Source organism: Novosphingobium sp. (assembly GCF_020852455.1).
Taxonomy (GTDB): Bacteria; Pseudomonadota; Alphaproteobacteria; order Sphingomonadales; family Sphingomonadaceae; genus Novosphingobium.
Genome location: NZ_JADZAT010000028.1, coordinates 58,634 through 81,481 on the forward strand (window position 1 = coordinate 58,634; position 22,848 = coordinate 81,481).

Annotated in this window: 24 protein-coding genes; 13 read left to right on the plus strand and 11 right to left on the minus strand. The window is 66.6% G+C overall.

Annotated features, from left to right (window positions below; translation table 11 throughout):
- Positions 1 to 11: 11 nt before the first annotated feature.
- From IT549_RS12155 to IT549_RS12180, 6 genes are all read right to left on the minus strand, one after another.
- Positions 12 to 539, minus strand: coding sequence for a DUF2141 domain-containing protein (locus IT549_RS12155; RefSeq protein ID WP_292973528.1), 528 nt, complete (start codon positions 537 to 539; stop codon positions 12 to 14).
- Positions 536 to 1,468 (minus strand): hypothetical protein, encoded by a 933-nt coding sequence (locus IT549_RS12160; protein WP_292973530.1) that lies wholly within the window; start codon positions 1,466 to 1,468, stop codon positions 536 to 538. Before IT549_RS12160 ends, IT549_RS12155 begins: the two co-directional genes overlap by 4 nt.
- 83 nt (positions 1,469 to 1,551) lie before the next feature.
- Positions 1,552 to 2,661, minus strand: a complete 1,110-nt coding sequence (locus IT549_RS12165) for a glycosyltransferase (RefSeq protein WP_292973532.1) — start codon at positions 2,659 to 2,661, stop codon at positions 1,552 to 1,554.
- Positions 2,658 to 3,398, minus strand: a complete 741-nt coding sequence (locus IT549_RS12170; protein ID WP_292973534.1) for a polysaccharide deacetylase family protein — start codon at positions 3,396 to 3,398, stop codon at positions 2,658 to 2,660. The genes IT549_RS12165 and IT549_RS12170 overlap by 4 nt, the downstream gene beginning before the upstream one ends.
- Positions 3,395 to 4,390 carry an agmatine deiminase family protein gene (locus IT549_RS12175; protein WP_292973536.1) on the minus strand — a complete coding sequence of 332 codons (996 nt, stop codon included), beginning with the start codon at positions 4,388 to 4,390 and terminating at the stop codon, positions 3,395 to 3,397. The genes IT549_RS12170 and IT549_RS12175 overlap by 4 nt, the downstream gene beginning before the upstream one ends.
- 1 nt (position 4,391) lies before the next feature.
- Positions 4,392 to 6,074, minus strand: a complete 1,683-nt coding sequence (locus IT549_RS12180) for a M28 family metallopeptidase (protein WP_292973538.1) — start codon at positions 6,072 to 6,074, stop codon at positions 4,392 to 4,394.
- Positions 6,075 to 6,208: 134 nt separating this feature from the next.
- Here IT549_RS12180 and IT549_RS12185 point away from each other — a divergent pair, with 134 nt between their 5' ends.
- The 7 genes from IT549_RS12185 (at position 6,209) to IT549_RS12215 (ending at position 14,940) form a co-directional block, all read left to right on the plus strand.
- Entirely contained in the window at positions 6,209 to 8,920 is a 2,712-nt protein-coding gene (locus IT549_RS12185; RefSeq protein ID WP_292973540.1) for a bifunctional [glutamine synthetase] adenylyltransferase/[glutamine synthetase]-adenylyl-L-tyrosine phosphorylase, read from the plus strand.
- On the plus strand, positions 8,920 to 9,390 hold the full coding sequence (locus IT549_RS12190; protein ID WP_292973542.1) for a peroxiredoxin: 471 nt from the start codon (positions 8,920 to 8,922) through the stop codon (positions 9,388 to 9,390). The genes IT549_RS12185 and IT549_RS12190 overlap by 1 nt, the downstream gene beginning before the upstream one ends.
- Before the next feature lie 166 nt (positions 9,391 to 9,556).
- Entirely contained in the window at positions 9,557 to 10,360 is an 804-nt protein-coding gene (locus IT549_RS12195; protein WP_292973544.1) for a ferritin-like domain-containing protein, read from the plus strand.
- Positions 10,361 to 10,512: 152 nt separating this feature from the next.
- Entirely contained in the window at positions 10,513 to 11,226 is a 714-nt protein-coding gene (locus tag IT549_RS12200; protein WP_292973546.1) for a M23 family metallopeptidase, read from the plus strand.
- Between the two features lie 383 nt (positions 11,227 to 11,609).
- Positions 11,610 to 13,148, plus strand: a complete 1,539-nt coding sequence (locus IT549_RS12205) for an acyl-CoA synthetase (RefSeq protein ID WP_292973548.1) — start codon at positions 11,610 to 11,612, stop codon at positions 13,146 to 13,148.
- 41 nt (positions 13,149 to 13,189) lie between these two features.
- Entirely contained in the window at positions 13,190 to 14,512 is a 1,323-nt protein-coding gene (locus tag IT549_RS12210) for a cytochrome P450 (protein WP_292973550.1), read from the plus strand.
- A 44-nt stretch (positions 14,513 to 14,556) separates the two neighbouring features.
- A complete protein-coding gene (locus IT549_RS12215) occupies positions 14,557 to 14,940 on the plus strand; it encodes a VOC family protein (RefSeq protein WP_292973552.1) in 384 nt (127 codons plus the stop codon).
- 505 nt (positions 14,941 to 15,445) lie between these two features.
- Here the strand turns inward: IT549_RS12215 and galU are convergent.
- Positions 15,446 to 16,342, minus strand: a complete 897-nt coding sequence (gene galU, locus IT549_RS12220; protein WP_292973554.1) for a UTP--glucose-1-phosphate uridylyltransferase GalU — start codon at positions 16,340 to 16,342, stop codon at positions 15,446 to 15,448.
- Between the two features lie 117 nt (positions 16,343 to 16,459).
- On the opposite strand from galU, the gene murA reads away from it, so the two are divergent.
- Positions 16,460 to 17,743: a UDP-N-acetylglucosamine 1-carboxyvinyltransferase gene (murA, locus tag IT549_RS12225; RefSeq protein ID WP_292973556.1), complete on the plus strand. Its 1,284-nt coding sequence runs from the start codon at positions 16,460 to 16,462 to the stop codon at positions 17,741 to 17,743.
- 4 nt (positions 17,744 to 17,747) lie between these two features.
- Positions 17,748 to 18,095 (plus strand): hypothetical protein, encoded by a 348-nt coding sequence (locus IT549_RS12230; protein ID WP_292973558.1) that lies wholly within the window; start codon positions 17,748 to 17,750, stop codon positions 18,093 to 18,095.
- On the opposite strand, the gene IT549_RS12235 is transcribed toward IT549_RS12230, so the two are convergent.
- From IT549_RS12235 to IT549_RS12250, 4 genes are all read right to left on the minus strand, one after another.
- Positions 18,092 to 18,718: a Pr6Pr family membrane protein gene (locus IT549_RS12235; RefSeq protein WP_292973560.1), complete on the minus strand. Its 627-nt coding sequence runs from the start codon at positions 18,716 to 18,718 to the stop codon at positions 18,092 to 18,094. The two genes, IT549_RS12230 and IT549_RS12235, sit on opposite strands and share 4 nt — an antisense overlap.
- The gene (locus IT549_RS12240) at positions 18,718 to 19,647 is read right to left on the minus strand and encodes a 1-phosphofructokinase family hexose kinase (protein WP_292973562.1); all 930 of its coding nucleotides are present in this window, start codon (positions 19,645 to 19,647) and stop codon (positions 18,718 to 18,720) included. The genes IT549_RS12235 and IT549_RS12240 overlap by 1 nt, the downstream gene beginning before the upstream one ends.
- Before the next feature lie 12 nt (positions 19,648 to 19,659).
- Positions 19,660 to 19,965, minus strand: coding sequence for an alkylphosphonate utilization protein (locus tag IT549_RS12245; protein WP_292973564.1), 306 nt, complete (start codon positions 19,963 to 19,965; stop codon positions 19,660 to 19,662).
- A gap of 74 nt (positions 19,966 to 20,039) precedes the next feature.
- A complete protein-coding gene (locus tag IT549_RS12250; RefSeq protein ID WP_292973566.1) occupies positions 20,040 to 20,534 on the minus strand; it encodes a hypothetical protein in 495 nt (164 codons plus the stop codon).
- Between the two features lie 120 nt (positions 20,535 to 20,654).
- Between IT549_RS12250 and IT549_RS12255 the strand changes: the two genes are divergently transcribed.
- The 4 genes from IT549_RS12255 (at position 20,655) to IT549_RS12270 (ending at position 22,690) form a co-directional block, all read left to right on the plus strand.
- A complete protein-coding gene (locus IT549_RS12255) occupies positions 20,655 to 21,272 on the plus strand; it encodes a hypothetical protein (RefSeq protein WP_292973568.1) in 618 nt (205 codons plus the stop codon).
- Positions 21,273 to 21,291: 19 nt separating this feature from the next.
- Positions 21,292 to 21,606 carry a cystatin domain-containing protein gene (locus IT549_RS12260; RefSeq protein WP_292973570.1) on the plus strand — a complete coding sequence of 105 codons (315 nt, stop codon included), beginning with the start codon at positions 21,292 to 21,294 and terminating at the stop codon, positions 21,604 to 21,606.
- A gap of 15 nt (positions 21,607 to 21,621) precedes the next feature.
- Positions 21,622 to 22,059 carry a hypothetical protein gene (locus IT549_RS12265; protein WP_292973572.1) on the plus strand — a complete coding sequence of 146 codons (438 nt, stop codon included), beginning with the start codon at positions 21,622 to 21,624 and terminating at the stop codon, positions 22,057 to 22,059.
- A gap of 112 nt (positions 22,060 to 22,171) precedes the next feature.
- The gene (locus tag IT549_RS12270; RefSeq protein ID WP_292973574.1) at positions 22,172 to 22,690 is read left to right on the plus strand and encodes a hypothetical protein; all 519 of its coding nucleotides are present in this window, start codon (positions 22,172 to 22,174) and stop codon (positions 22,688 to 22,690) included.
- Positions 22,691 to 22,848 lie beyond the last annotated feature (158 nt).

Consider the following 22,848-nt stretch of genomic DNA (forward strand, 5'->3'; position numbering starts at 1 on the left):
TGCGGCAGGTACTACTGCTTCAGCGGCGAAACGCCCAGCCCGTTCTTGTAGTTCATCGTTACCTGGATTTTCGAAACCCCGCCGCTCGATACGCGCACGCTGGCCTTGCGGTAGTTCGGCTTCGACCAGCCCAGCTTGGGGTTGCCCGAAAAACCGATCCCGTCGATCTTCCAGTTGAACCGCCGATCGGTGTTGCGATCGTGCAGCATTGACACCGCATAGGTGCCAGGGCCCGGAATCCGCACGCACAGTACCACCGCACCCGATTGCGGGGTGGGCGCCTCGACCCGGCGGAAGGTTTTGCCGGCGGCGATCAGCACGTTGTCGTCAGCCAGGAAGTCCTGCTCGTTCGAGGGATAGACTTCCAGCTTCATATTGCCCGAACGGTCCTTCATCCCGACCGCTTCGACCAGCAATGCCGGGCCGCTTTCGCCCGCGCGGCAGCGCCCTTCGGCCTTGCCCAGATCGGGGGTGGAACGCAACGCAGGCCCGGCCGCCAGCAGCAGCGGGATGGCCGCAACAAGCACGATAGGCTTCATTTCACTTTCTCCGCGTCAAACAGGTCGGCCAGCGCAAACAGGCCGCCGACCACCAGATGGGTAAGCAATAGGAGCACCGCCATCAAGGTCATCAATCCGGCGATTTCGACATCGTGGCCCAGCAGGAACACCGCGATCCCGGCAAAGACCACATCCTTGTTGGGCAGCAGCGGCAGGCGCGAGACCAGCATCCTGAGCGTGGCCATGACGATCCACAGCCCGACTTCGACCGTGGGCAGCACCAGGTGCCACATCCAGGCCGACAGGATCACCACCGCCGCGATCCGCGCCAGATGGACCCAGGAAATGAACAGCAGTTCGGGCCGGGTCAGGCTGAACAGGCGCTGGCGGAACAGCAGGATCACAAACGAGGTGACCAAGACCACGCCCAGCGAGACGAACACCGTGCGGCCTTCAAGGCCAAGCTGGCCCGAGGCGACCAGCGGCCAGGCCCAGGCCAGCATCGCCAGCGTGGCAAAGTTGCCGACCAGCGCCGACAGGATCGTCACATCCTTGATCGCGCCGAACGGGGCGGTAACGAAGTTGAGCCGGCTGCGCGCCCAGCCATAGAACTGCGCCTCGCCCAGGTAGCCCAGCAGGATCTCGTTCGAAACCAGCTTGCGGATCAGCGCACCCAGCCCGCTGAACGGCATGTTCCAGAGCCGCCGGTAGATGAACCATTCACTGACCGGGCCGGCCAGATAGTATCCGGCGAAAACCATCCAGAACACCGGGTTGGTCGGGATCATCGCGCTGACATCGGTCAGCGACAGGCTGCGGAACTGGAAGACCGCGACAACCAGCAGCGCCAGCGAGACCACCATCGAGAACAGCCCGGCCAGCCGCGTCCGGCCATGCTCTTCGACAGTTTCGAGCGGTACTTCGATACGTGGGGTCGAGGCGCTGGAAGCGGCGCTATCGTCAGCCATCACTTGCAGCCCTCTGGTGGTCATAGCCGCGCGCCAATGCCCGCCGGGCTGTGAACAGCCCATGAACTTCGCGCCGCAACCCGTTAGCCTGCACTGACCAGCTTTGCAAAGAGTTCGCTGTAGCGGGGCGCCGCACGCGAAATCCGAAACGGCGCGGCATAGGCGCGCGCAGCGGCCGGATCGAACGGCATGGCCAGCACCTGCTGCATCGCAAGGGTCAGCCCGGCGGCATCGCCGGGTTCGACCAGCACCCCGAACTGCCCTTCGCCTAGCAGGCCGGGCATCGAGACCGAGCAGCGCGTCGCGGCCAGTGGCAGCCCGGCCGCCAGCGCCTCGATCACCACGGCGGGAACGCCTTCGTAGTCGGACGAGAGGACATAGGCGCTGGCACCGGCCAGATAGGGCAGCGGATCGGCGACATGGCCGGGCATCGCCAGCCGGTCAGCCAGCCCCAGTTCGCGCGCCAGCCGCTCCAGCTTGCCGCGCTCCGGCCCCTCACCCAGGATCGTCAGCCGCGCGGCGGGATCCTCCAGCCGGGAGAAGGCACGCAGCAGCAGCGGAAAGTTCTTCTGCGGGGCCAGCCGCCCGACCGCCAGGAAGTGCGGTGCGCGCGGCAGCGCTTCGCCCCGGGGCAGCGCGGACAGTGCGGCGAACTGCGCCTCGGCCAGCGATGGGTCCTCGATCACCGTGATCCGGTCGTCGGGCACGCGCATCAGTTCGGCAATCTCGGCCCGCATCGGCTGGGCCATGCCGACGAAATGGTCGAGACAGCGCCCCTGCAAACGCAGCCACCAGTGATAGGCCGCGCGGTAGGGTGCGATCATGTCCTTGCGGTAGAGGTCGTTCGACAGCTTGATTGCCACCGGCGGGCAGCGCTTGCCCAGCAGCAGCTTCATTGCCACCGCAACGATCCCGTAGGTGTTGCCCGAGGCAAAGATCACGTCGGCCCGCTCGCGCGCCAGGAAGCGGCGCAGCACGCGGATCATCCACAGGGTCTCGAAAGCGGCGGTCGGCACGGGTTCGGGCAGCAGCGCATAGTCGAGCGCCGGGGCGGTCTGGCGCATCGCCCCGTCCTCGCGCCCCAGCACCACGGTGACGTCCTCGCCCGCCGCCTGCCAGGCCGCGCAGAGATTGAGCGCGACGCGTTCGACCCCGCCGGGTTCGAACGAATGGATCGGAACCGCGATCTTCACGGCGTCAGCAGGTCGGCATAGCGCCCGGCCGGGCGGCGGCGGGCATAGGCGGTGTAGGTCTGGGCAATGCTGTGTAACAGCGCGGGAACCGTGGTGTCACCGGGATGGACCGCGATCCGCATCACCTTTTGCGGATGCAGCGCATGGCGCGCCAGTCCGGCAAAGAACCGCGAAGACAGCTGACGCGGGACCGACCGGCTGGCCCAAGTGATCACCGGTCCCTTGGCCAGCACCTTGCCATCGCTTGGCCGCCAGACCCGCATATGATCCTCGGCCAGGGCAAAGCCGCTGTCCGCCAGCGCCGCGCGCACGCCTTCGCCATAGAGCCAGGCCGGGGCGATGAACCCCGCCACTTCGCGCCCGATCGCATCCTCGATCAGCTTGCGTCCATCGGCCATCCGCTGCGCCGCCACTTCGCGGCTCAGGCCCAGGAACTCCCCCTCGCCCGCAGTCATGTGCCTGGCCTTGAACGCCGCCGCGCCCGAATGCTCGGCCAGGTCCTTGTGGAACCAGCCGTGGACGAACATTTCGACGCCCTGATCGGCCCAGTCGCGCAGGCGGGCCTGAAAGGCCTTGTTCTGCGCCAGCGGCGCCTCGCCCCAATGATCGGGCACCACCAGCATGGCGAACTTCGGCCCGCCGAGGATCCCCGCCAGCAGTCCGGCCAGCTGATCGACCTCACGTTCAAACCGCGGGCCGACGTCGTGGATCGAGGCGAGGAGCAGCTTGCCGCTCACGGTTCGAGCGGCTCCGGCATCTGCTGGCTGGCGCAGTGGAACGATCCGCCGCCCGCCAGCACGGCATCGGCCATGATCCCCACCACGTCGCGATCCGGAAACAGTTCGGCAATCGCGGCCACGCCGTCAGCGTCATGCGCGGTGCCATAGACCGGGACCGCAACCAGATGCGAAGTGATCGCGAAATTCATGTAGCTGGCAGGCTCGATCCGGCCATCCGTTTCAACCCGGCCCGGCGAGGGAACCTCGCGCACGCTTACGCCGAACGCCTCGGCCCGGGCCCGGGCATCGGCATAGATCGCGGCGTTGGGATCGTCCGCCCCGGTCGCGCGCGGCAGTGCCAGCACGCCCGGCGCAACGAACCGGGCCAGATTATCGACATGCCCGTCGGTGTGATCGTTGATCAGCCCGTCCCCCAGCCACAGCACCCGGTCAAATCCCAGATCGCGGTGCAGCCGGCCTTCGATGCCGGAGCGGGTCAGCTGCGGGTTGCGGTTGGGATTGAGCAGGCACTGCTGGGTGGTCGCGACCAGCCCGGTGCCGTCGCAATCGAGCGCCCCGCCTTCAAGCACCCAGTCGGCACTGGCGACCGGCAGCCCGGCGCTGGTCGCCAGTTCGGCGCCGATTTCCTGATCGCCATCCATCAGGTACTTGCCGCCCCAGCCGTTGAAGCCGAACCGCGCGCCCAGCTGGTGTCCGTCACGCTCGATCACCAGCGGTCCGGTGTCGCGCAGCCAGACATCGCCATAGCGCCGCACTTCAAGCCTGACCTTGGCCGAGCACAGCGCCGCAGCGCGCGCGCGGTTGGCCTCGTCGCGCACCACCAGCCGCACTTCCTGCCCGCTTTCAGCGACCGCGCTGGCGAACCGGGCGATCTGTTCCTGCGCGCGGCCCAGAAAGCCCGGCCATTCCACGGGATCGTGCGGAAAGCCCACCCACAGCCATTGCTGCGGATGCCATTCGGGCGGCATCCGCAGGATCGGATCGGTCATGCTACTTCACCCCCGCCCGGCTGCGATCGCGGACCAGACGGAATTCATCGCCCTTGTGCCAGTTGGGCCAGTCACGGGTCATCGCCAGGCTGCGGCCCAGCACATAATAGAGCTGCATTTCCTGCACCGCACCCGACCAGTCCCACTTGGGGTCGTATTCGTCGCTGGGCTGGTGGTAATCGTTGCGGACATAGGTCTCGCCCGCCGCTTCGCCGGCAGCCTTGCCGCCGTTCACCCAGTCACTGCCGCGCCCAACCGCGAACATCGGCACGCCCAGCTTGGCAAAGCTGAAGTGATCGCTGCGATAGTAATGCCCGCGTTCGGGATGGTCCTCAGGCGTCTGGTAAAAGCCCATCGTCTTCATCGCCACCTGCAGATAGCGGGTCAGCTGGTTCTTGTCGCCGCCGGTCACCGCAACATCGCGGCTGGGGCTGCCCGGAGCAACCCCGTCCATATTAACCCCGCCAACCGTCCGCGCCAGCGGATAGACCGGATTTTCGGCGTAGTACCTGGACCCCAGCAGGCCCGATTCCTCCAAAGTCACTGCCAGAAAAACCTGGCTGCGATCGGCCGCACCGGCCTTCACATTGGCCTGAGCCAGGGTCACCATCGCACCGATCCCGGTGGCATTGTCGATCGCCCCGTTGCAGATGTCATCGCCGGTCTTGTCGGGCGTGCAGCGCCCCAGATGGTCCCAGTGCCCGGTGTAGAGCACATATTCATTCGGCCGCTTCCGTCCCGGCTGGATCCCGATCACATTGTGCGACTTGGACCGGCGGATGGTGTTGTCGAACGACAGGCTGGCCGTGGAGCCCAGCGGCACCGCCTTGAACCCGCGCTGCTTGGCCCGGGCCGAAAGCGTGGCCAGATCCTGCCCGCTGGCCTTGAGCACCGCTTCGGCAACCGGCTTCTGGATCCAGCCGTTGACCTGGGTCTGGTCCATTCCCCCGCCCTTGGAATCGATGAACAGCTGCGGACCCGACCAGCTCGAATTGACCACCTGCCAGCCATAGGCCGCGGGATAGGTATCATGGACGATCAGCGCGCCCGCCGCGCCCTGCCGCGCGGCTTCCTCGAACTTGTAGATCCAGCGCCCGTAATAGGTCATCCGCCGGCCCTTGAACGGGCCGCTTTCATCCGCGTTCTCATAATCCGGGTCGTTGACCAGGATCACCGCGATCTTGCCCTTCATGTCCAGCCCGGCATAGTCGTTCCAGCCCAGTTCGGGGGCGTTGATGCCATAACCGACGAAGACCAGCGGCGCATCGTCAAGCTGGGTGCGCGGCGCGGCGCGATAGGAACCAGCGACGATATCGCTGCCGTTGGCGAATTGCAGGGTCTGCCCGCCGGCCTTAACCGCCAGGCCCGAAAAATTCTTCCCCTCGATCTCCAGCAGCGGCACTTCCTGCACCCACGATCCCTTGTTGCCGGGCTTGAGCCCCGCCGCCTTGAAGCGCTGGATGATATAGGCGATCGTCTTGTCCTCGCCCGCAGTGCCCGGGCCGCGCCCTTCGAAACTGTCGTCGGACAGATCGCGGGTCACCTCGCGGATCGTCTCGCTGCCCAGCGCAGGCGGGGCAATCCGGGGTACCGGCGGCACCGCTGCGGGCTTGGCGGCATAGAGCGCGCTGCCGGCCAGCGTGGCGGCCAGGCCCGCGATCAGCAGGCTGTTGTTCGGTTTCATGATCGAGCGATCCCTTTCGCGCTGCGTTCGTCAAATCAGTCGGATATGACAGTGGCAAAGCGGCGGCCAGCGCGCAAGGCGGCAACCGACGAACGGCTTGATTGCGCGCCCGTCTCGGTGCAACGCACCAGGCCATGACTACGCCGGACTGGAACGGAGCCATTGCGCGGGCTCGCGCCCATGCGCCTTACCTTGCCCAGTCGCTTGACCGGCTGCCCGGGCTTGAAGCCTTGCTGGCAGCGGGCGATGGCGAAGCGGCACTGGCCTGGGCCAGATCCGCCGGAGCCGACGCCTCCGATACCGGATCGGCGCTGCGCCGTGAAAAACGCGCGCTGGCGCTGGCGCTGGCGATCGGCGATCTGGCCGGGGCCTTTCCGCTGCTACGCGTTACCGGTGAGCTATCAGGCTTTGCCGACCGCGCGCTCGATACCGCAATCACCGCCGCGATCCAGGCGCGGGTCAGCGATGCCGAACCGGCCGGGTTCCTGGCCTTGGCGCTGGGCAAGCATGGCGCGGGTGAGCTCAACTATTCGTCCGACATCGATCCGATCCTGCTCTACGATCCGCAGCTTCTGCCCCGCCGCGACCGCGATGAGCCGGGCGAGGCCGCCCAGCGCGTGGCGCGCACGCTGATGCAGCTGATGAGCCACGTCGATCACGAAGGCTATGTCTTCCGGGTCGACCTGCGGCTGCGTCCGGCCAGTGAGGTCAGCCCGCTGGCGATCCCGATCGATGGCGCGCTGAGCCACTATGAAAGCTCGGCCCTGGCCTGGGAGCGCGCGGCCTTCATCCGGGCCCGGGCCTGCGCCGGTGATGTGGCCGCGGGTGAGGCCTTCCTGGCCGCGATCCGGCCGTTCGTCTGGCGCAAGAGCCTCGATTTCGGGGCCATTTCCGAAATTGGCCGGCTGACCCAGCAGATCCGCGCCAACTATGCGGGTCCGCCCTTCCCCGGCCCCGGGTTCGATCTCAAGAAAGGGCGCGGCGGGATCCGCGAGGTTGAATTCTTCGCCCAGACCCACCAGCTGATCCACGGCGGACGCCAGCCCGAACTGCGGCTGCGCGGCACCCGCGCCAGCCTCGATGCGCTGGCCGTGGCCGGACTGGTCGATCCCGAGGATGCCCGCGTGCTGGGCGAAAGCTATGACCGGCTGCGCCAGGTTGAGCACCGCCTGCAGATGGTGGCCGACCAGCAGACCCACAAGCTGCCCGAAAGCCCCGAAGCGCTTGATGCCGTGGCCCGGCTCGACGGACTACCCGATGGGGCGGCGCTGGTCGCGGAACTGGCCGAGATCAGCGAGCGGGTGGGCCTGCGCTATGACGCCCTGCTGGCCCGGCACATGGCCGAAAGTTCGGGCGGCCCCGCCGCCGCGCCGCGCGGCGATGCCCTGGCGGATGAGCTGGGCAGGCTGGGCTTCACCGATCCCGAGGTGCTGGCCGGGCGGATAACCGGCTGGACTTCGGGCAAGGTCCGCGCGCTGCGCAGCGAGGCTGCCCGCGCCGCCTGGGATGCGGTCCAGGGCCCGCTGCTGGCCGCCTTCGCCCGCTCGCCCGAGCCGGACCGCGCCTTGCTGCGCTGGGAAGAACTGCTCACCAACCTGCCCAGCGCGATCAACCTGTTCCGCCTGCTGGAAGCGCGCCCGGCCCTGATCGGGCTGCTGGCGCGGATCCTGGGGCTGGCGCCGCCGCTGGCCGATGCGCTGGCGCGCCGCGCTGACCTGCTTGACCCGCTGATCGATGCCAGCGCCTTTGACCTGCCGGGCGATGTCGCCACGCTGGCCGCGCAGTTCGCGCGCGGTGAGGAGGATGACGATTACGAGGCGCTGCTCGACCGGGTGCGGCGCCGGGTCGGCGAAAAGCGCTTTGCGCTGGGGGTGCAGCTGATCGAGGGCAGCCGCGATCCGCTGGAGATCGCCGGGGCGCTGAGCCGGGTTGCCGAAGCCGCGCTGCAGGTGCTGGTCGATGCCACCCGCGCCGAATTCGAGCGGGTCCATGGCCGGGTGCCGGGCGGGGAGCTGCTGATCCTGGGGCTGGGGCGGCTGGGCGGCGGCGCGCTGACCCACGCGTCAGACCTGGACCTGGTGTTCCTGTTCACCGGCGATCACGCCACCGAAAGCGATGGGGCAAGGCCGCTCGGCGCGACGCTCTATTTCAACCGCCTCGGCCAGCGGGTGGTCGCCGCGCTGTCGGTGCCGACCGCCGAGGGTGCGCTGTACGAGGTCGATACCCGGCTGCGGCCTTCTGGCGCGCAGGGGCCGCTGGCGGTCAACCTCGACAGTTTCCAGCGTTACCAGCGCGAGGCGGCCTGGACCTGGGAACACATGGCGCTGACCCGCGGCCGCGTGCTCTATGGCCCGCCGGCCGGCCGCGCCGAGCTGGAACGGATCGTCGGCGAAGTGCTGTGCGCACCGCGCGATCCCGCCAAATTGCGCGAGGACGTGCTGCACATGCGCAGCGAGATGGCCCGGCACAAGCCGGCCAAGGGCCCGCTCGATATCAAACTGGCCAGAGGCGGGCTGGTCGATGTCGAATTCATCACCCACTACCTCCAGCTGCGCCACGGGCGCGGACTCGACCAGTCGCTGCGCGGGGCGCTGGCGCAGCTCGCCGCCGAAGGGCTGGTCCCGGCCGAGATCGAGCAGGCCAACCGGGTGCTGGCCCGGTTCCTGATCGCCTCGCGGCTGCTCGCCCCCGATGCGCAGGAACCGCCCGCCGCCGCGCGCGCGGTGCTTGCACAAGCCTGCCAATGCGGCGATTGGGATCAGCTGACCGCGAATCTCGCCTCCGCCCGCGCCGCCGTGGCGCGCTGCTGGGGCGAAGTGTTCGGCGAACAACTGGAGATTGACTGATGGCTGCTGCCAAAGTGGGCGACACACTGCCCCAGATCGCGCTGACCGCACCCGACGGTGCGCCCGTCAGCCCGGCCCAATTTGCCGGGCAGAAGCTGGTGCTGTTCTTCTATCCCAAGGATGACACCCCCGGCTGCACCACCGAAAACAAGGACTTTTCCGAGCTCGCGGCGGAATTCGCCGAGGCCGGAACCGCATTGCTGGGGATCAGCAAGGACCCGCCCGCGCGGCATCAGAAGTTCATCGCCAAGTACGATCTCACCGCCCCGCTGGCCAGCGACGCGGCCGAACATGGCCTGTCCGACGCGCTGGGTTTCTGGGGCGAAAAGCAGAACTACGGCCGCACCTACATGGGCATGGTCCGCTCGACCGTGCTGGTCGATGCCGCAGGCCGGATCGCCCGCGTCTGGAGCCCGGTCAAGGTCAAGGGCCACGCCGCCGAAGTGCTGGAAGCGGCCAAGGCGTTGTGATCGGAGTCGAAGGTCCTCTCCGTTTTTGGCGAATGCCACAAACGGGGAGGTGGCTGGGCCGCCCGGCCCAGACGGAGGGGCATTGGACGCCAGCGTCGACACCCCTCCGTCAGCGCTTCGCGCTGCAACCTCCCCATTTGCACTTTGTGAAAATGGAGAGGGTCTGATGCAGTCGCTTGCCCAGGCGATCCGCGCCGCGCTGCTGGAATGCGATCCGCGCGCCAAGGTGATGCGCACCCGCGCGCTGGTGCGTGACTGGCGGCTGGGGCGGCAGGCCTTCGCCTTCGATGTCGCGATGCCCGCTGAACCGGGCCGCCCCGCCCGGCCCGAATTGCTGCCGCCCAGCCGCATGCCCAAGCGCGGATTCGGAGGTTCTGGGGGCGGGTCGGAGCGCGGCCGCGTGGCGCTGTGGCATGCCCTGGCGCACATCGAATTCGTCGCGATCGACCTGGCGCTCGACATGGCCGGACGCTTCGGCGCGCAGATGGGGCGGCAGTTCGTTTCCGATTTCCTGGCAGTCGCCGCCGACGAGGCGATGCATTTCGCGCTGCTCGAACGGCACCTGCACAGCCTGGGCAGCCACTACGGCGCGCTGCCGGCGCATTCGGGGCTGTGGGACGCCGCGCGCAAAACCGCGCACGATGTTGCCGCCCGGCTGGCGGTGGTGCCGATGGTGCTGGAGGCACGCGGGCTCGACGTGACCCCGGCCACGCTGGAGCGGGTCCGCGCGGCGGGCGATTCGCGCGGCGCAAGGATCCTGAGTCGCATCCTTGACGATGAAATCATCCACGTTCGATTCGGCTCAACGCATTTCATCGCCGAATCCGCACGCCGCGGAGAATCGGCGGAAATCCTATGGAAATCATTGGTCGCGGAGCATTTCGGAGGGCTTGTTAAGCCACCGTTCAACGACTCAGCGCGTCTCAGTGCCGGTTTACCGCGCTCCTTCTATGCCGGGGTTGATTGTTAACTCTGACCCCGGCAAGCCCCCCACAACGAGACGGCGGGGGGCTTACCGACCATCTCAAAACAAGGAATTGCTCGGTCCCGGCCGGGTCGCAAAACAAGGTTTTTTGAGTGGTCGCTGTTTCGTTTTTTGCCAAGCTCCGCGGTATCGCCGGCATGATTGCCGCGCTGTCGAGCCTTTCGGTCGCAACCCCGGCGCTGGCCAACAGCGCTGCTGCCAACGCCGATGTCACCGCGCCGCTGCGCGCTGCCCAGGCTGCCAAGCCGGCGGTTCAGGGCGATGAAGATTTCCGCAGCCTGTTCAACGGCTGGAAGTCGATGGACAACGGTCAGCTGGTTCTTGCCCCCGCCACCAGTGCTGCCGTGGTCGTTTCGGCTGCCCCCACCTATCGTCCGACCACGGTTTCGATCCCTTCGCGCATGCCGGTTGAAGGCGCTGCGCTGACCAGCGGTTATGGCATGCGCTTCCACCCCGTGCTGGGCGGTCGCCGCGCGCACAAGGGTGTTGACCTGGCCCAGCCGACCGGCACCCCGATCTATGCCACCGCCGATGGCGTGATCAGCAAGGCCGAATGGTTCTCAAGCTATGGCCTCTACATCGCGATGGAGCACGGCGGGAACATCCAGACCCGTTATGGCCACCTTTCGCGGCTCAACGTCGCCGCCGGCCAGAAGGTCCGCAAGGGCGACCTGATCGGTTACGTCGGTTCGACCGGCCGTTCGACCGGCCCGCACCTGCACTATGAAGTGCGGATCGGCGGCGTTGCGGTGAACCCGGTGCCCTACATGCAGGGCGCCAGCCAGCCCGCGCTGGCTGCGGCTCCCGCCAATGCCGGCCTGGCCGGGCAGGGCGACGGCGACGAAGACTAAGATTTATTCGTCCGGATCGGGGCGAAGACCCCGGACGGGGTCCAGCTTCGGAGAGGATGCTGGAAAGAGGGCGACGGGCAACCGTCGCCCTTTTCGTTTGTCGTCCGGCTAAAGCCGGTGCGGAAAGCCCATCCGGGCTTTCCTGGCCTGGCCGGCCCGCTCCCGTGCTCCGAAGTCGCAAAACGTCCGGGGGACGTTTTGTCGGGGCGCCCCGACCACCCATAGGGTACCCTAGTTGCGGGCGGTCGGGCCGGGGGAGCGGGCCGGTGTTGCAAGGACAGGCCGGATGGCCTGTCCGCACCCAACAAGAGTCCTTGCGTCATTTAATCGATCGGTTAAACCTCTATCCAAACGCGGCCGCAGCGCCGCGTAAGGAGAGAGCGATGCACCCTTCAATTCACGCCCGAACCCAGCCCGACAAGCCCGCCATCATCATGGCCGGCAGCGGCGAGACGATCAGCTTTGCCGAGCTTGATCGCCGTTCCAACCAGGTCGCGCAGCTGCTGCGCGCCAACGGCGTGCAGATCGGCGATACCGTGGCGCTGTGCATGGAAAACCACCCGTGGTTCTTCTGCCTGACCTGGGGCTTCCAGCGTTCGGGCGTGCACTATGTCGGCATTTCCAGCCGCCTGACCGCGCCCGAAATCGCCTATATCCTTGAAGACAGCGGCGCCAAGCTGCTGTTCTCCTCGACCTACCTTACCGAAACGATGGACGAAGTGGCCAAGCTGGCCCCGCAGGTGCCGCAACTGCGCTTTGGCGTGAATGCCGAGGCCGAGCTGGCCAAGATGCCCGACACCCCGATCGCCGATGAGCGCGCCGGGGTGGACATGCTCTATTCCAGCGGCACCACCGGGCGGCCCAAGGGGGTCAAGATCCCACTGCCCGAAGATCCCGCGATCGATCAGGCCAATGCCCTGGTCGGGCTGACCATGATGGCCTTCGGGATCAAACCGGATTCGGTCTATCTCTCTCCCGCCCCGCTCTATCACGCTGCACCGCTGCGCTGGTCGATGACGATCCAGAAGCTGGGCGGCACCGTGGTGGTGATGGAAAAGTTCGATCCCGAAGCCGCGCTGGCCGCGATCGAAAAGTACAAGGTGACCGACAGCCAGTTCGTCCCCACCCATTTCGTGCGGATGCTCAAGCTGCCCGAAGAGGTGCGCCGCAAGTACGATACCTCGACGCTCAAATGCGCGATCCACGCCGCCGCACCCTGCCCGGTGCCGGTCAAGAAGGCGATGATCGAATGGTGGGGCCCGGTGATCTATGAGTACTATGCCGGCACCGAGGGCAACGGCTTCACTTTCGTGACCAGCCAGGAATGGCTGGAAAAGCCCGGCACGGTCGGCCGCGCGCTAACCGGGATCATCCGGGTCTGCGACGAGAACGGCGATGAAGTGCCCCACGGCACCGAAGGCCAGATCTTCTTCGAACCGACCGAAGGGATGGTCCCCTTCGAATACCACAACGATCCGCAGAAAACCCAGGACGCCCGCAACAAGCACGGCTGGTCGAGCCTGGGCGACGTCGGCTATCAGGACGCGGACGGCTATCTGTTCCTGACCGATCGCAAGAGCTTCATGATCATTTCGGGCGGGGTGAACATCTATCCGCAAGAGATCGAGAACCTGCTGGTCACCCACCCCAAGGTGGCCGATGCCGCAGTGATCGGCGCGCCGGATCCCGACATGGGCGAAAAGGTGGTGGCCGTGGTCCAGCCGATGGACATGGGCGAAGAAGGCCCCGAACTGGCCGAGGAGCTGATGGCCTATCTTGCCCCGCAGCTCAGCCGGGTAAAGATGCCGCGCCAGATCGATTTCCGCGAACAGCTGCCGCGCGAGCTGACCGGCAAGCTCTACAAGCGGCTGCTGCGCGATGAATACAAGGAAGCCTATGAAAAGGGTCTGGCGGGCGGCTGAGCCCGCCGCACCGCGCCAATAACAGAACGGGAGAACAGCCAATGACCGCGCCCATCGCCTCGCCCGCCGCGGCCGAGGCCGTGATCGATCCCAAGAGCTATGCCGCCTGGACCCCGCTGCTCGACCTGTTCGACCAGCTGCGCAGCGAAGGCCCGGTCACCCGGATCGAAAGTCCGCGCGGCGATCACGACCCGTTCTGGCTGATCACCGGCTATGACGAGGCGATGAAGGTATCGAAGGATAACCAGACCTTCCTCAACGCACCGCGCGCCACGGTGTTCACCAACCATTCGGGCGAAGCGCTGGCCCGCGAGGTGACCCGCAAGCAGGGCGAGGAAAGCCCCAACCTGGTTTCATCACTGGTGGTGCTCGACGCGCCCAAGCATCCCAAGCTGCGCCGCCTGACGCAGGACTGGTTCATGCCCAAGAACCTCAAGTCGATCGAGGAGCGGATCCGCCAGCTGGCCGCGCGCACCGCCGACAAGTTTGTTGCCGCCAGCAAGAGCGCGCCGGGCGCAGACCCGGTGGTGGACTTCGTGCCGCTGGTCGCCGCGCCCTATCCGCTGCACGTGGTGATGCAGATCCTGGGTGTGCCCGAAGAAGACGAGCCGAAAATGCTGTTCCTGACCCAGCAGATGTTCGGCGGGCAGGACGAGGACCTGTCGCAAAGCGGCATGGCCGAGATGACGCCCGAAATGATCAGCCAGATCGTGTTCGGCGCGGTGGCCGAATTCGAGACCTATTTCGAAGGCCTGGCCGCGCAGCGCCGCGCCAATCCGACCGACGATGTCGCGACGATCCTGGCCAATGCCACGATCGATGGTGAGCCGATTTCGGCCCGCGACCGGGCCGGCTATTACATCATCGTCGCTGCCGCCGGGCATGACACCACCAGCGCCAGCACGGCGGGCGCGATGCTGGCGCTGGCGCAGGATCCTGACCAATTCGCGCGGGTCAAGGCTGACCGCAGTCTGGTGCCCGGCATCGTCGAGGAAGCGATCCGCTGGACCAGCCCGGTCCAGCACTTCATGCGCACTGCCAGCGCGGATGTCGAACTGGGCGGCGTGCAGGTCAAAGAAGGCGACTGGCTGATGGTCAACTATGTTGCCGCCAATCACGATCCCGCGCAGTTCCCCGATCCGCGCCGGTTCGATGCCAGCCGCCCGGCCAACCGCCACCTGGCCTTCGGCGCCGGCGCGCACCAGTGCCTGGGGCTGCACCTGGCGCGGCTGGAAATGCGGCTGCTGTTCGAGGCGCTGCTCGACCGAATCGACGCGATCGAGCTGGCGGGCGAGCCCAAGCGCGCCAAGAGCACCTTCGTCGGCGGGCTCAAGACCCTGCCGCTAAGGATCAAGGCAAGCTGAAGCGCCGCCCTTGCAAGCGGGCGCGGGCATCCCACATCGGCGCCATGCAACTCGATCACCTGACCATCCTCTACAGCGACCCCGCAGCAGGGCGCCGCTTCTATGACCTGATCCTGCCCGAACTGGGCTTTGAGAAAGTGCGCGAGGGGATCTGGCGACAGGCCAGCGATGGGCTGCACCTGCAACTGCGCAAGGCGCAGGACGGGACGCGGCCTTACGAACGCTATGGCGCAGGGCTCAACCACTTCGGCTTCCGCGCGCCCGACGTGGCGGCGGTTGACCGGCTGGCCGCACTGCTGGCCGAAAATGGCTATGCCGCGCGGCGCCAGCAATTCCCGGACGGCACCGTGGCGCTGTTCGTGCCCGACCCTGACGGGCTGCGGATCGAACTCGCCTGGTATCCCCCCGGCGTGCAGCCGGTCGAATAGGGCTGGCCCCAGCCAGCCGGGATTCCGGGAATGGAGGCGTACCAGCCATTCCAGTCGAACTTGATGGGTGCTTGGGTCATGCCCGCGTGATGCCGCGGGTTTGTTGCGGGGGTGTGACGGGGGGCGCTTCTTGCTGATCCAGCACCGACGCCAGCTGACCGCGCAGGAAGCCGCGTATACCACAGCGTCATCCCGGGCTTGACCCGGGATCCAGCTTTTTTTCCGGCGACGCTGCGCCGGAGTGCGCGGGCCAATGAGGCAGCGGGCCCCCGGATCGGGTCCGGGGTGACGATGATGGACGGAACAGAGTTTCCGGCCCGATTTTCCTACACCGTCAGAACCTGTCAGACTCCGGACGGCTCTTTGAAATCGTCGATCTTGTCCATCCCGCGTGCGCAGGTGCCTGCGCTGCGTTTGCTATGGCCGCAACGATGCGCTGCGAATGACTTTCATCAACTAAACCCCGACGGAGCCACCGCGACTCGGGGCGCGGCGGGATCGGCGTTCAGCCTTCGCCCAGCAGGCGTCTGGCCATGGCGCGAACTTCGTCGGCCATGTCCTCGCGTTCCAGCGCGATCGCCAGCGTGGCTTCGACGAAGCCGGTCTTGCTGCCGCAGTCATAGCGCCGCCCTGCGAAAGTCACCGCGTGGAATGGCTGGTGGCCGATCATCTGGGCCATGGCATCGGTCAGCTGCACTTCCCCGCCGGCGCCCTTGCCCTGGTTCTCCAGCACCCGCATCACTTCGGGCTGGAGGATGTAGCGGCCCGAAATAATCAGGTTGCTGGGCGCATCCTCACGCCTGGGCTTTTCAACCAGCCCCTTGACCTCGGTCAGTGCGCCCTGGCTGGCGCCCGGCGCGATCACGCCATAGCTGGAGACTTCCTCTTCCGGCACTTCGAGCACCGAGATCAGGTTGCCGCCCACTTCGTTGTAGGCTTCGACCATCTGCTTCATGCAGCCGGTCGAGCCCTTGTTGGCGATCATCAGTTCGTCCGGCAGGAAGATCGCGAAGGGTTCATCGCCGACGATCGCCCGCGCGCACCAGATCGCGTGGCCCAGCCCCAGCGGCACCTGCTGGCGGACGGTGACCAGGTTGCCCGGCTGGATCCGCGTCGGTTCCAGCACGTCGAGCGCTTTTTCGCGGTCCTTCATCGTGGTTTCGAGTTCGAAGGCCATGTCGAAATGTTCGACGATCGCGGTCTTGCCGCGCCCGGTCACGAAAATCAGCTGCTCGATCCCGGCCTCGCGCGCTTCATCGACCGCGTACTGGATCAGCGGCCGGTCGATCACCGGCAGCATTTCCTTGGGAATCGCCTTGGTTGCGGGGAGGAAGCGGGTGCCGAGGCCGGCCACCGGGAACACCGCCTTCTTGATCGGCTTGTGCGAAGCGTGATTGGTCATGCGCGGCCCTTAACCATGATGCTGTTGCAATGGCGTTAAAGCGGTTTCGACAGCTGGTTGCAACGCCCGCGACCTGCTCGGCTTGCCGCGCGGCGGAATCGCGCTAAACGGAAACCTATGGATAAAATCATCATCGAGGGCGGCAAGCGCCTTGCCGGGACCATTCCCATCTCGGGCGCGAAGAACGCCGCGCTTACCCTGCTGCCCTGCGCGCTGCTGACCGAAGAGCCGCTGACGCTGCGCAATCTGCCGCGACTGGCCGATATCGACGGGTTCCAGCACCTGATGAACCAGTTCGGCATCTCGACCGCGATTGCCGGCAGCCGGCCTGAAGATTTCGGGCGGGTGATGACGCTGGAAGCGCCGCGGATCACCAGTTCGGTCGCGCCCTATGAACTGGTCCGCAAGATGCGCGCCTCGATCCTGGTGCTGGGCCCGATGCTGGCGCGGATGGGTGAGGCGACCGTATCGCTGCCCGGCGGCTGCGCGATCGGCAACCGCCCGATCGACCTGCACCTGAAGGCGCTGGAAGCGATGGGCGCCACGATCGAACTGGCGGCAGGCTATGTCAGGGCGATCGCGCCCGATGGCGGCTTGCCCGGCGGGCGCTACAGCTTCCCGGTGGTCTCGGTCGGCGCGACCGAGAACGCGGTGATGGCGGCGGTGCTGTGCACCGGCAAGACCGTGCTGCACAACGCCGCGCGCGAGCCGGAAATCGTTGACCTGTGCAACCTGCTGGTGGCGATGGGCGCACAGATCGAGGGGATCGGCACCAGCGACCTGACGATTCACGGCGTCTCGCGGTTGCACGGTGCGACCTACCGGGTGATGAGCGACCGGATCGAGGCCGGAAGCTATGCCTGCGCCGCAGCGATCACCGGGGGCGAGGTGTTCCTGAAGCACGCCGTCGCTGACGAAATGGACGCGACCTTGCAGGCGCTGCGCGATGCCGGGGTCCATGTCGAGCCCAAGAGCGGCGGGATCCAGGTGGCCGCCGAAGGCAAGCTGAAGGCGGTGACACTCGCCACCGCGCCTTACCCGGGCTTCGCTACCGACATGCAGGCACAGCTGATGGCCATGCTGTGCCTTGCCGAAGGCAGCTCGGTCCTGACCGAGACGATCTTCGAGAACCGCTATATGCACGTACCCGAACTGAACCGGATGGGCGCGCATATCGAGACCAAGGGCCGCACCGCCGTGGTTCACGGGGTCAGCAAACTGACCGGCGCCGAAGTGATGGCGACCGACCTGCGCGCCTCGATGAGCCTGGTGATCGCCGGCCTTGCCGCCGAGGGCGAGACCCAGGTTCACCGGCTCTACCACCTTGATCGCGGGTACGAACGGCTGGAGGAAAAGCTCGCGCTGGTCGGCGCGCAGATCGAACGCGTTGGCGGGGACTGAGGCGGTGCCGGCCGTCGCTCCGTTCTGGATCTGGATGCTGCGCGGCGCGGCCGCCTACAATCTGGTGATCGCGGCGGGCTCGTTCCTGGTGCCCAGTACTTCGGTCAGCGACCGGGTGGTTGCGCTGCTGGTTGGCTGCTTTGGCCTGGTTTACGCCATGGTTTCGCGTGAGCCCGAGCGGCTTGCACAAGTGCTGTGGACCGGGGTGGTCGGCAAGCTGGGCGTGGTCGCATTGATGCTGCCCGAAGTGCAGGCCGGCCGGGCCGTGCCGGGGACTGGCTGGATCCTGCTGGGGGATGCGCTGTTCACGCTCCTGTTCGCGGCGTTCCTGCTGCGCCGCCGGCGGGCTTAGCCGCGGCGCGCCAGGCGGCGGTCAAGCCAGACCACGCCATAGCCGGTCAGCACAAAGCCCAGCGCGATCGCCCCCATATTGGCAATCGCCTGCAGGTAGCCAAGCCGACCGGCGTCCATGAAGAAATAGGGATAGGCGATCCCCGATCCCGGAGTCTCGAGCCCGACCCGCAGGAAAATGTATCCGGCATAGGCCAGCGGATAGAGCGCCCAGCGCAGCGGATCCGAGCTACGAAGCGCCCCTTTCCGGGCAAACACCAGCCACCACAGCGGCACCAGCGCCGGCATGACCACGTGATGGATCCGGTCTCCCAGCCAGTCCCACACCGTGGCATGGGTCAACCCGCCAAGCAGCAGATTGAAGACCACGCCGACCAGCACAATCGCCAGCATGGTCCCGCCCAGCAGGCCCGGGCTGATCCGATCCGGCCCGCGCCAGGCGATCATGGCGAAGACCACCCCGACCAGCGTGTTGGTGGTGATCGTGAAAAACCGCAGCAAGGCCCAGGTCCCGGCCAGCAGTCCGCCGTGTTCGGCGCTGGAATTGAGCAGCAGCGGGATCATCGCCAGCAAGGTCGTGGCGGCCAGAATGGCGGCGGTTATCCGGGCGGCAGGCTGGACCATTACCCGCCCTTGAGTTCCGCCAGCAATCGCTCGACATCCTCGATCCGGCACAGTTCGGTTCCGGGATGCAGCACGGCAGCGGTGCCGCTGGCAATGGCCCGCAGGAACGCAAGCTCAACGCCTTCGCCCGCGATGAGACCCTGGACCAGTCCGCCGACGAAGCTGTCGCCGGCGCCGGTGGTGGAATGCGCTACCGCCTTGATCCCCGGATGGGTCAGCACCCCGCCCGAATGGACCAGCACCGCGCCCTCCTCGCCCATGGTCACCGCCAGCATCTGCACCTTGCCGGCCTTGACCAGCGGCATCGCGGCATCGGCCACATCGGCATGGCTCTTGAGCGGCCGGCCAACGAACACTTCGAATTCGCCGACGCTGGGTTTCGCGATGTGGATATTGCCCGCTTCGAGCCCGGCCTTGAGCGCCGCCCCCGAAGTATCGAGTACCAGCTTGCGATCCTGTGCGACCAGGGGGGCGGCAAGCCGGGCGAAGAAATCTTCCGGCACACCGCGCGGCAGGCTGCCCGATGCGACCACCCATTCGGCAGGGCTGGCAAAGCAGGCCCCCAGCAGCGCCCGCCACTCATCCTCGGCCACTTTGGGACCTTCGGGAACAAAGCGGTATTCGTGCCCGGTGGACCGTTCATAGACCGCCAGGCTCATGCGCGTGTGATCGGCGATATGGATCGCCCGGCGCGGCAGCCCCGCCTCGTCCAGCAATTCATCGAGCAGCGCGCCGGTCGGCCCGCCCGACAGGTAGATCGCTTCGACCGGCACGCCGAACCGGTGCAAGACGCGCGCGACGTTAAGCCCGCCGCCGCCCGGATCATAGCGTTCGCCGCGGGTGCGGATCTTGCGCGTTGCCGAAACCGCCTCGGCCTCGCACGCCGAGTCGATCGAGGGGTTGAGCGTGAGGGTGGCGACGCGCTCCATCGGCTTGTCGGCTCAGCGCTTGCGAACGAACTCGGCGCGCAGCACCAGGCCCTTGATGCCCGGGTACTTGCAGTCGATTTCCTGCGGATCGCCGGTCAGCCGGATCGACGGGATCACGGTGCCCTGCTTAAGCGTCTGCCCGGCCCCCTTGACGGTCAGGTCCTTGATCAGGGTAACCGCGTCGCCGTCAGCCAGAAGATTGCCGACCGCATCGCGAACTTCGACCAGGCTTTCGGCAGCGCGCTTGGCGGCCAGTTCGGAAGCCGGCAGCCATTCACCGCTCTCTTCATCGTACACGTAGTCTTCGTCGTCGGCCATTACCGGCTCCTCTCGGGCAAGGGCATGACAGCAAGCCCGGCGCAATGCCAAGCCAATTCGTATGCGCGGCCCGTTCAGCCCATTTTGTCAGCCAGGATCGCTCCCCAGACCAGTGCGGTCAGCCCGGCTCCGGCCAGCGTCCAGCGGATCGCCAATCCCAGAAAACGTGCCTGCACATCGATCGAATGGACAAAGGCGGCAAACAGCCGCTGACGCGCCATTTGGTCGTCCTCGATCCCCTCGCCGTCAAACTCCTCACCGACCATCAGGGCCCGCAGTGCCAGAACGCAGGATACCACCAGCGGCACCAGCCCGACCAGGCTGACGAGGACCAGACCCGGTTGGCTTGGCGCATCAAGGCTGAGCGGTGCGCCTGGGCTCGCGGAAATTGGATGGGTCCCGACCGTGATCAGCAGGGCATTGAACGCCAGCATCGCCCCCAGCCTGATCGACAGGTCAAGATCGCGGTTCTCAAGCCACTCGAGATCGGTGACAAAGGCTGGGTCCGGCGGATCACCGCGCATCGCCTGGAACGCGCGCAGCCGTGAACGGAATGAGGAAAAGGCCATGACCGCAACGGGTAAGGCTCCGGCCGGTGAAGCGCAAGCCGTGCCCGATGCGGACCTGCCCAAACGGGTAGCGCCGCCCTGCTGCTTCGCGCATAAACTGGCCCGCAGAGGAGAATTGCGATGACTATCAAGCCGTTTGCCCTTGCCGCTCTGCTGGCCGCCGGCCCTGCCCTGGCCACCACAGTGAATTGGGCGGCCAAACCCGCCGATGGCCCCGCCGGACCTACGAACGCCGCCGTGCTGGGCCAGCCAGACGGAATGGCAACCTCGATCAGCTTCTTCGCCAGCACCTATGTTCGCGATTTCAAGCCGGGCAAGGTCAGCGCAGCAACGGTTGAGAAGGCGCTGAAGCTGCCGGCCGGCGAACTTGCCAAATGGGATGTGATCGCGTTCGAGAGCAAGGCGGCAGACCCGGAGGCTCCCGGGTTCGACAGTTCGATGTGGATGGCCACCGACCTCAAAGGGCTGGTTTCGGCGATCTATGATGGCCGCAGCGGCAAACCGGCTGCGGGCAGTGCGGCCGGCTGGGCCTTCAAGAGTGGCACGATGACCAATGCCGAATTCAAGGCTTCGTTCGGCCCAGCGCCGCGCGCCTTTGGCGATTTCGCCTGGATCCTGATCAAGCTGCCGGCCGGGGTCGACAAGAACTCTCCCAATCTGGCAGTGTGGCTGAGTGGCGGCCCGCTTGGCGTGCCGGGCAATGATCCGGCACCCGATGCGATCGGGGTAATCCGCTAGACCGGAAGGGAACAAGGCAATGCGTAAGGTGATCATGGCAATCGGGCTCGCTCTGGCGCCGCCGCTTACCGCACAATCGGTCGTTGGCGGGTGGAGCGAAGTGCCTGGCCCTGCGCTGGCCAGCGAAGTCGGCCCGGCGGCGCGCTATGCGGTCGCCCACCTGCCCAAGCCGCACGGCAAGCTGAAAACCATCGTCGGGGCCGAACGTCAGGTTGTGGCGGGCATGAATTACCGCATGTTGCTGGTGCTGAGCGATGGCAAGCGCTGGCGCGTACAGGTCTGGAAGAAGCTCGACGGGACGATGCAACTGACGCATTTCAAGCGGGTCAAATAAGACCGGGAGGCCAATATGCGCGAGCGAACTGCGCGGAATCTGGCGTTGCTTGGTGCGGTAATGGTGATGCTGGGTTTGTTGACCGGGTTCGGCACCGCCGCTTTCACCAATCCGCGGATGGGCGTGGCTTCGCACCTCGAAGGCCTGATGAACGGCACGCTGCTGCTGGCGCTGGCAGCAACCTGGCATCGGGTGGCACTGTCACCCCGGCTCGATCAGGCCGCATTCTGGCTGCTGGCCTTTGGCTCGCTGGCCAATTGGGCTGCGACGCTGTTGGCCGCGATCTGGGGTGCTGGCGGAGAAACCATGCCGATCGCCGCCGCCGGGCATCATGCCAGCGCAGCGCAGGAAGCGGTCGTCACCGGCCTGCTGATCAGCCTGTCGTTTGCCATGCTTGGCGCCCTGGCGCTGGTGATCAAGGGCCTGCTGGCGGGCCGGACCCGGACAGACTGAACGCGCGATTCAGCACTTGCCGCAACACTGGGGCAAGTGGTCGCATGCGATGGGATCGCATCTTGCCGTGACGGCCAAACTGGCCGAGTCGCCGGGCTGGAGGGTCGCACCCATGAGGACGTTCGTTGCACTTGCCGGAATCCTGAGTGTGCTGGCTGGCTGCGCATCGCAGCCGCAGGCACAATCGCAACCACGCGCCGCAGCGGCCAGGCCGCTGCCGCCCTGGCCCGAAGCACCCGGCAAGCCTGCACCGACGGTGCGGCCCGCAGCACCCGTGCGCGCTGCTCCGGTGGCCATTGCCGATCCCAGCGAAGCTGTCTGGCACTTGCGGGCCGGGCTCAACGTCGCCGCGTTGATGTGCAAGGGGCGCGGACGCGTTTCGGTGGCGGGGGACTATGCCCGGCTGCTTTCGCGCCATCGCGGGCTATTGGCCTCGGCCTATTCGGGCGAACAGAAGCGCCATGGCAGCGGGCTCGACCGGCACCAGACCCGGCTTTACAACCGCTTTTCGAACCAGCGTGATCCGGCCGGGTTCTGCCGCTCGGCCGCGGGTGTGGCAAAACAGGCGGCGGCGATGGATTCGCCCAGCCTGTCGCGCAGCGCAGGACGGCTGGTCGGCGAACTGGATTAACCTGCAGTCCAGACAAATCGTCGGTTCGTACCGGCAGCGCGTATTGTAACAGTCAACGCATTAGAATGTACCAGTGCATTCTATTCGCTCTTGCGCGCCTTGTTCCTGCCATCCGGGTCTATAGAATACGGCCCGGTTTCAATCACGCAGGGAACAAT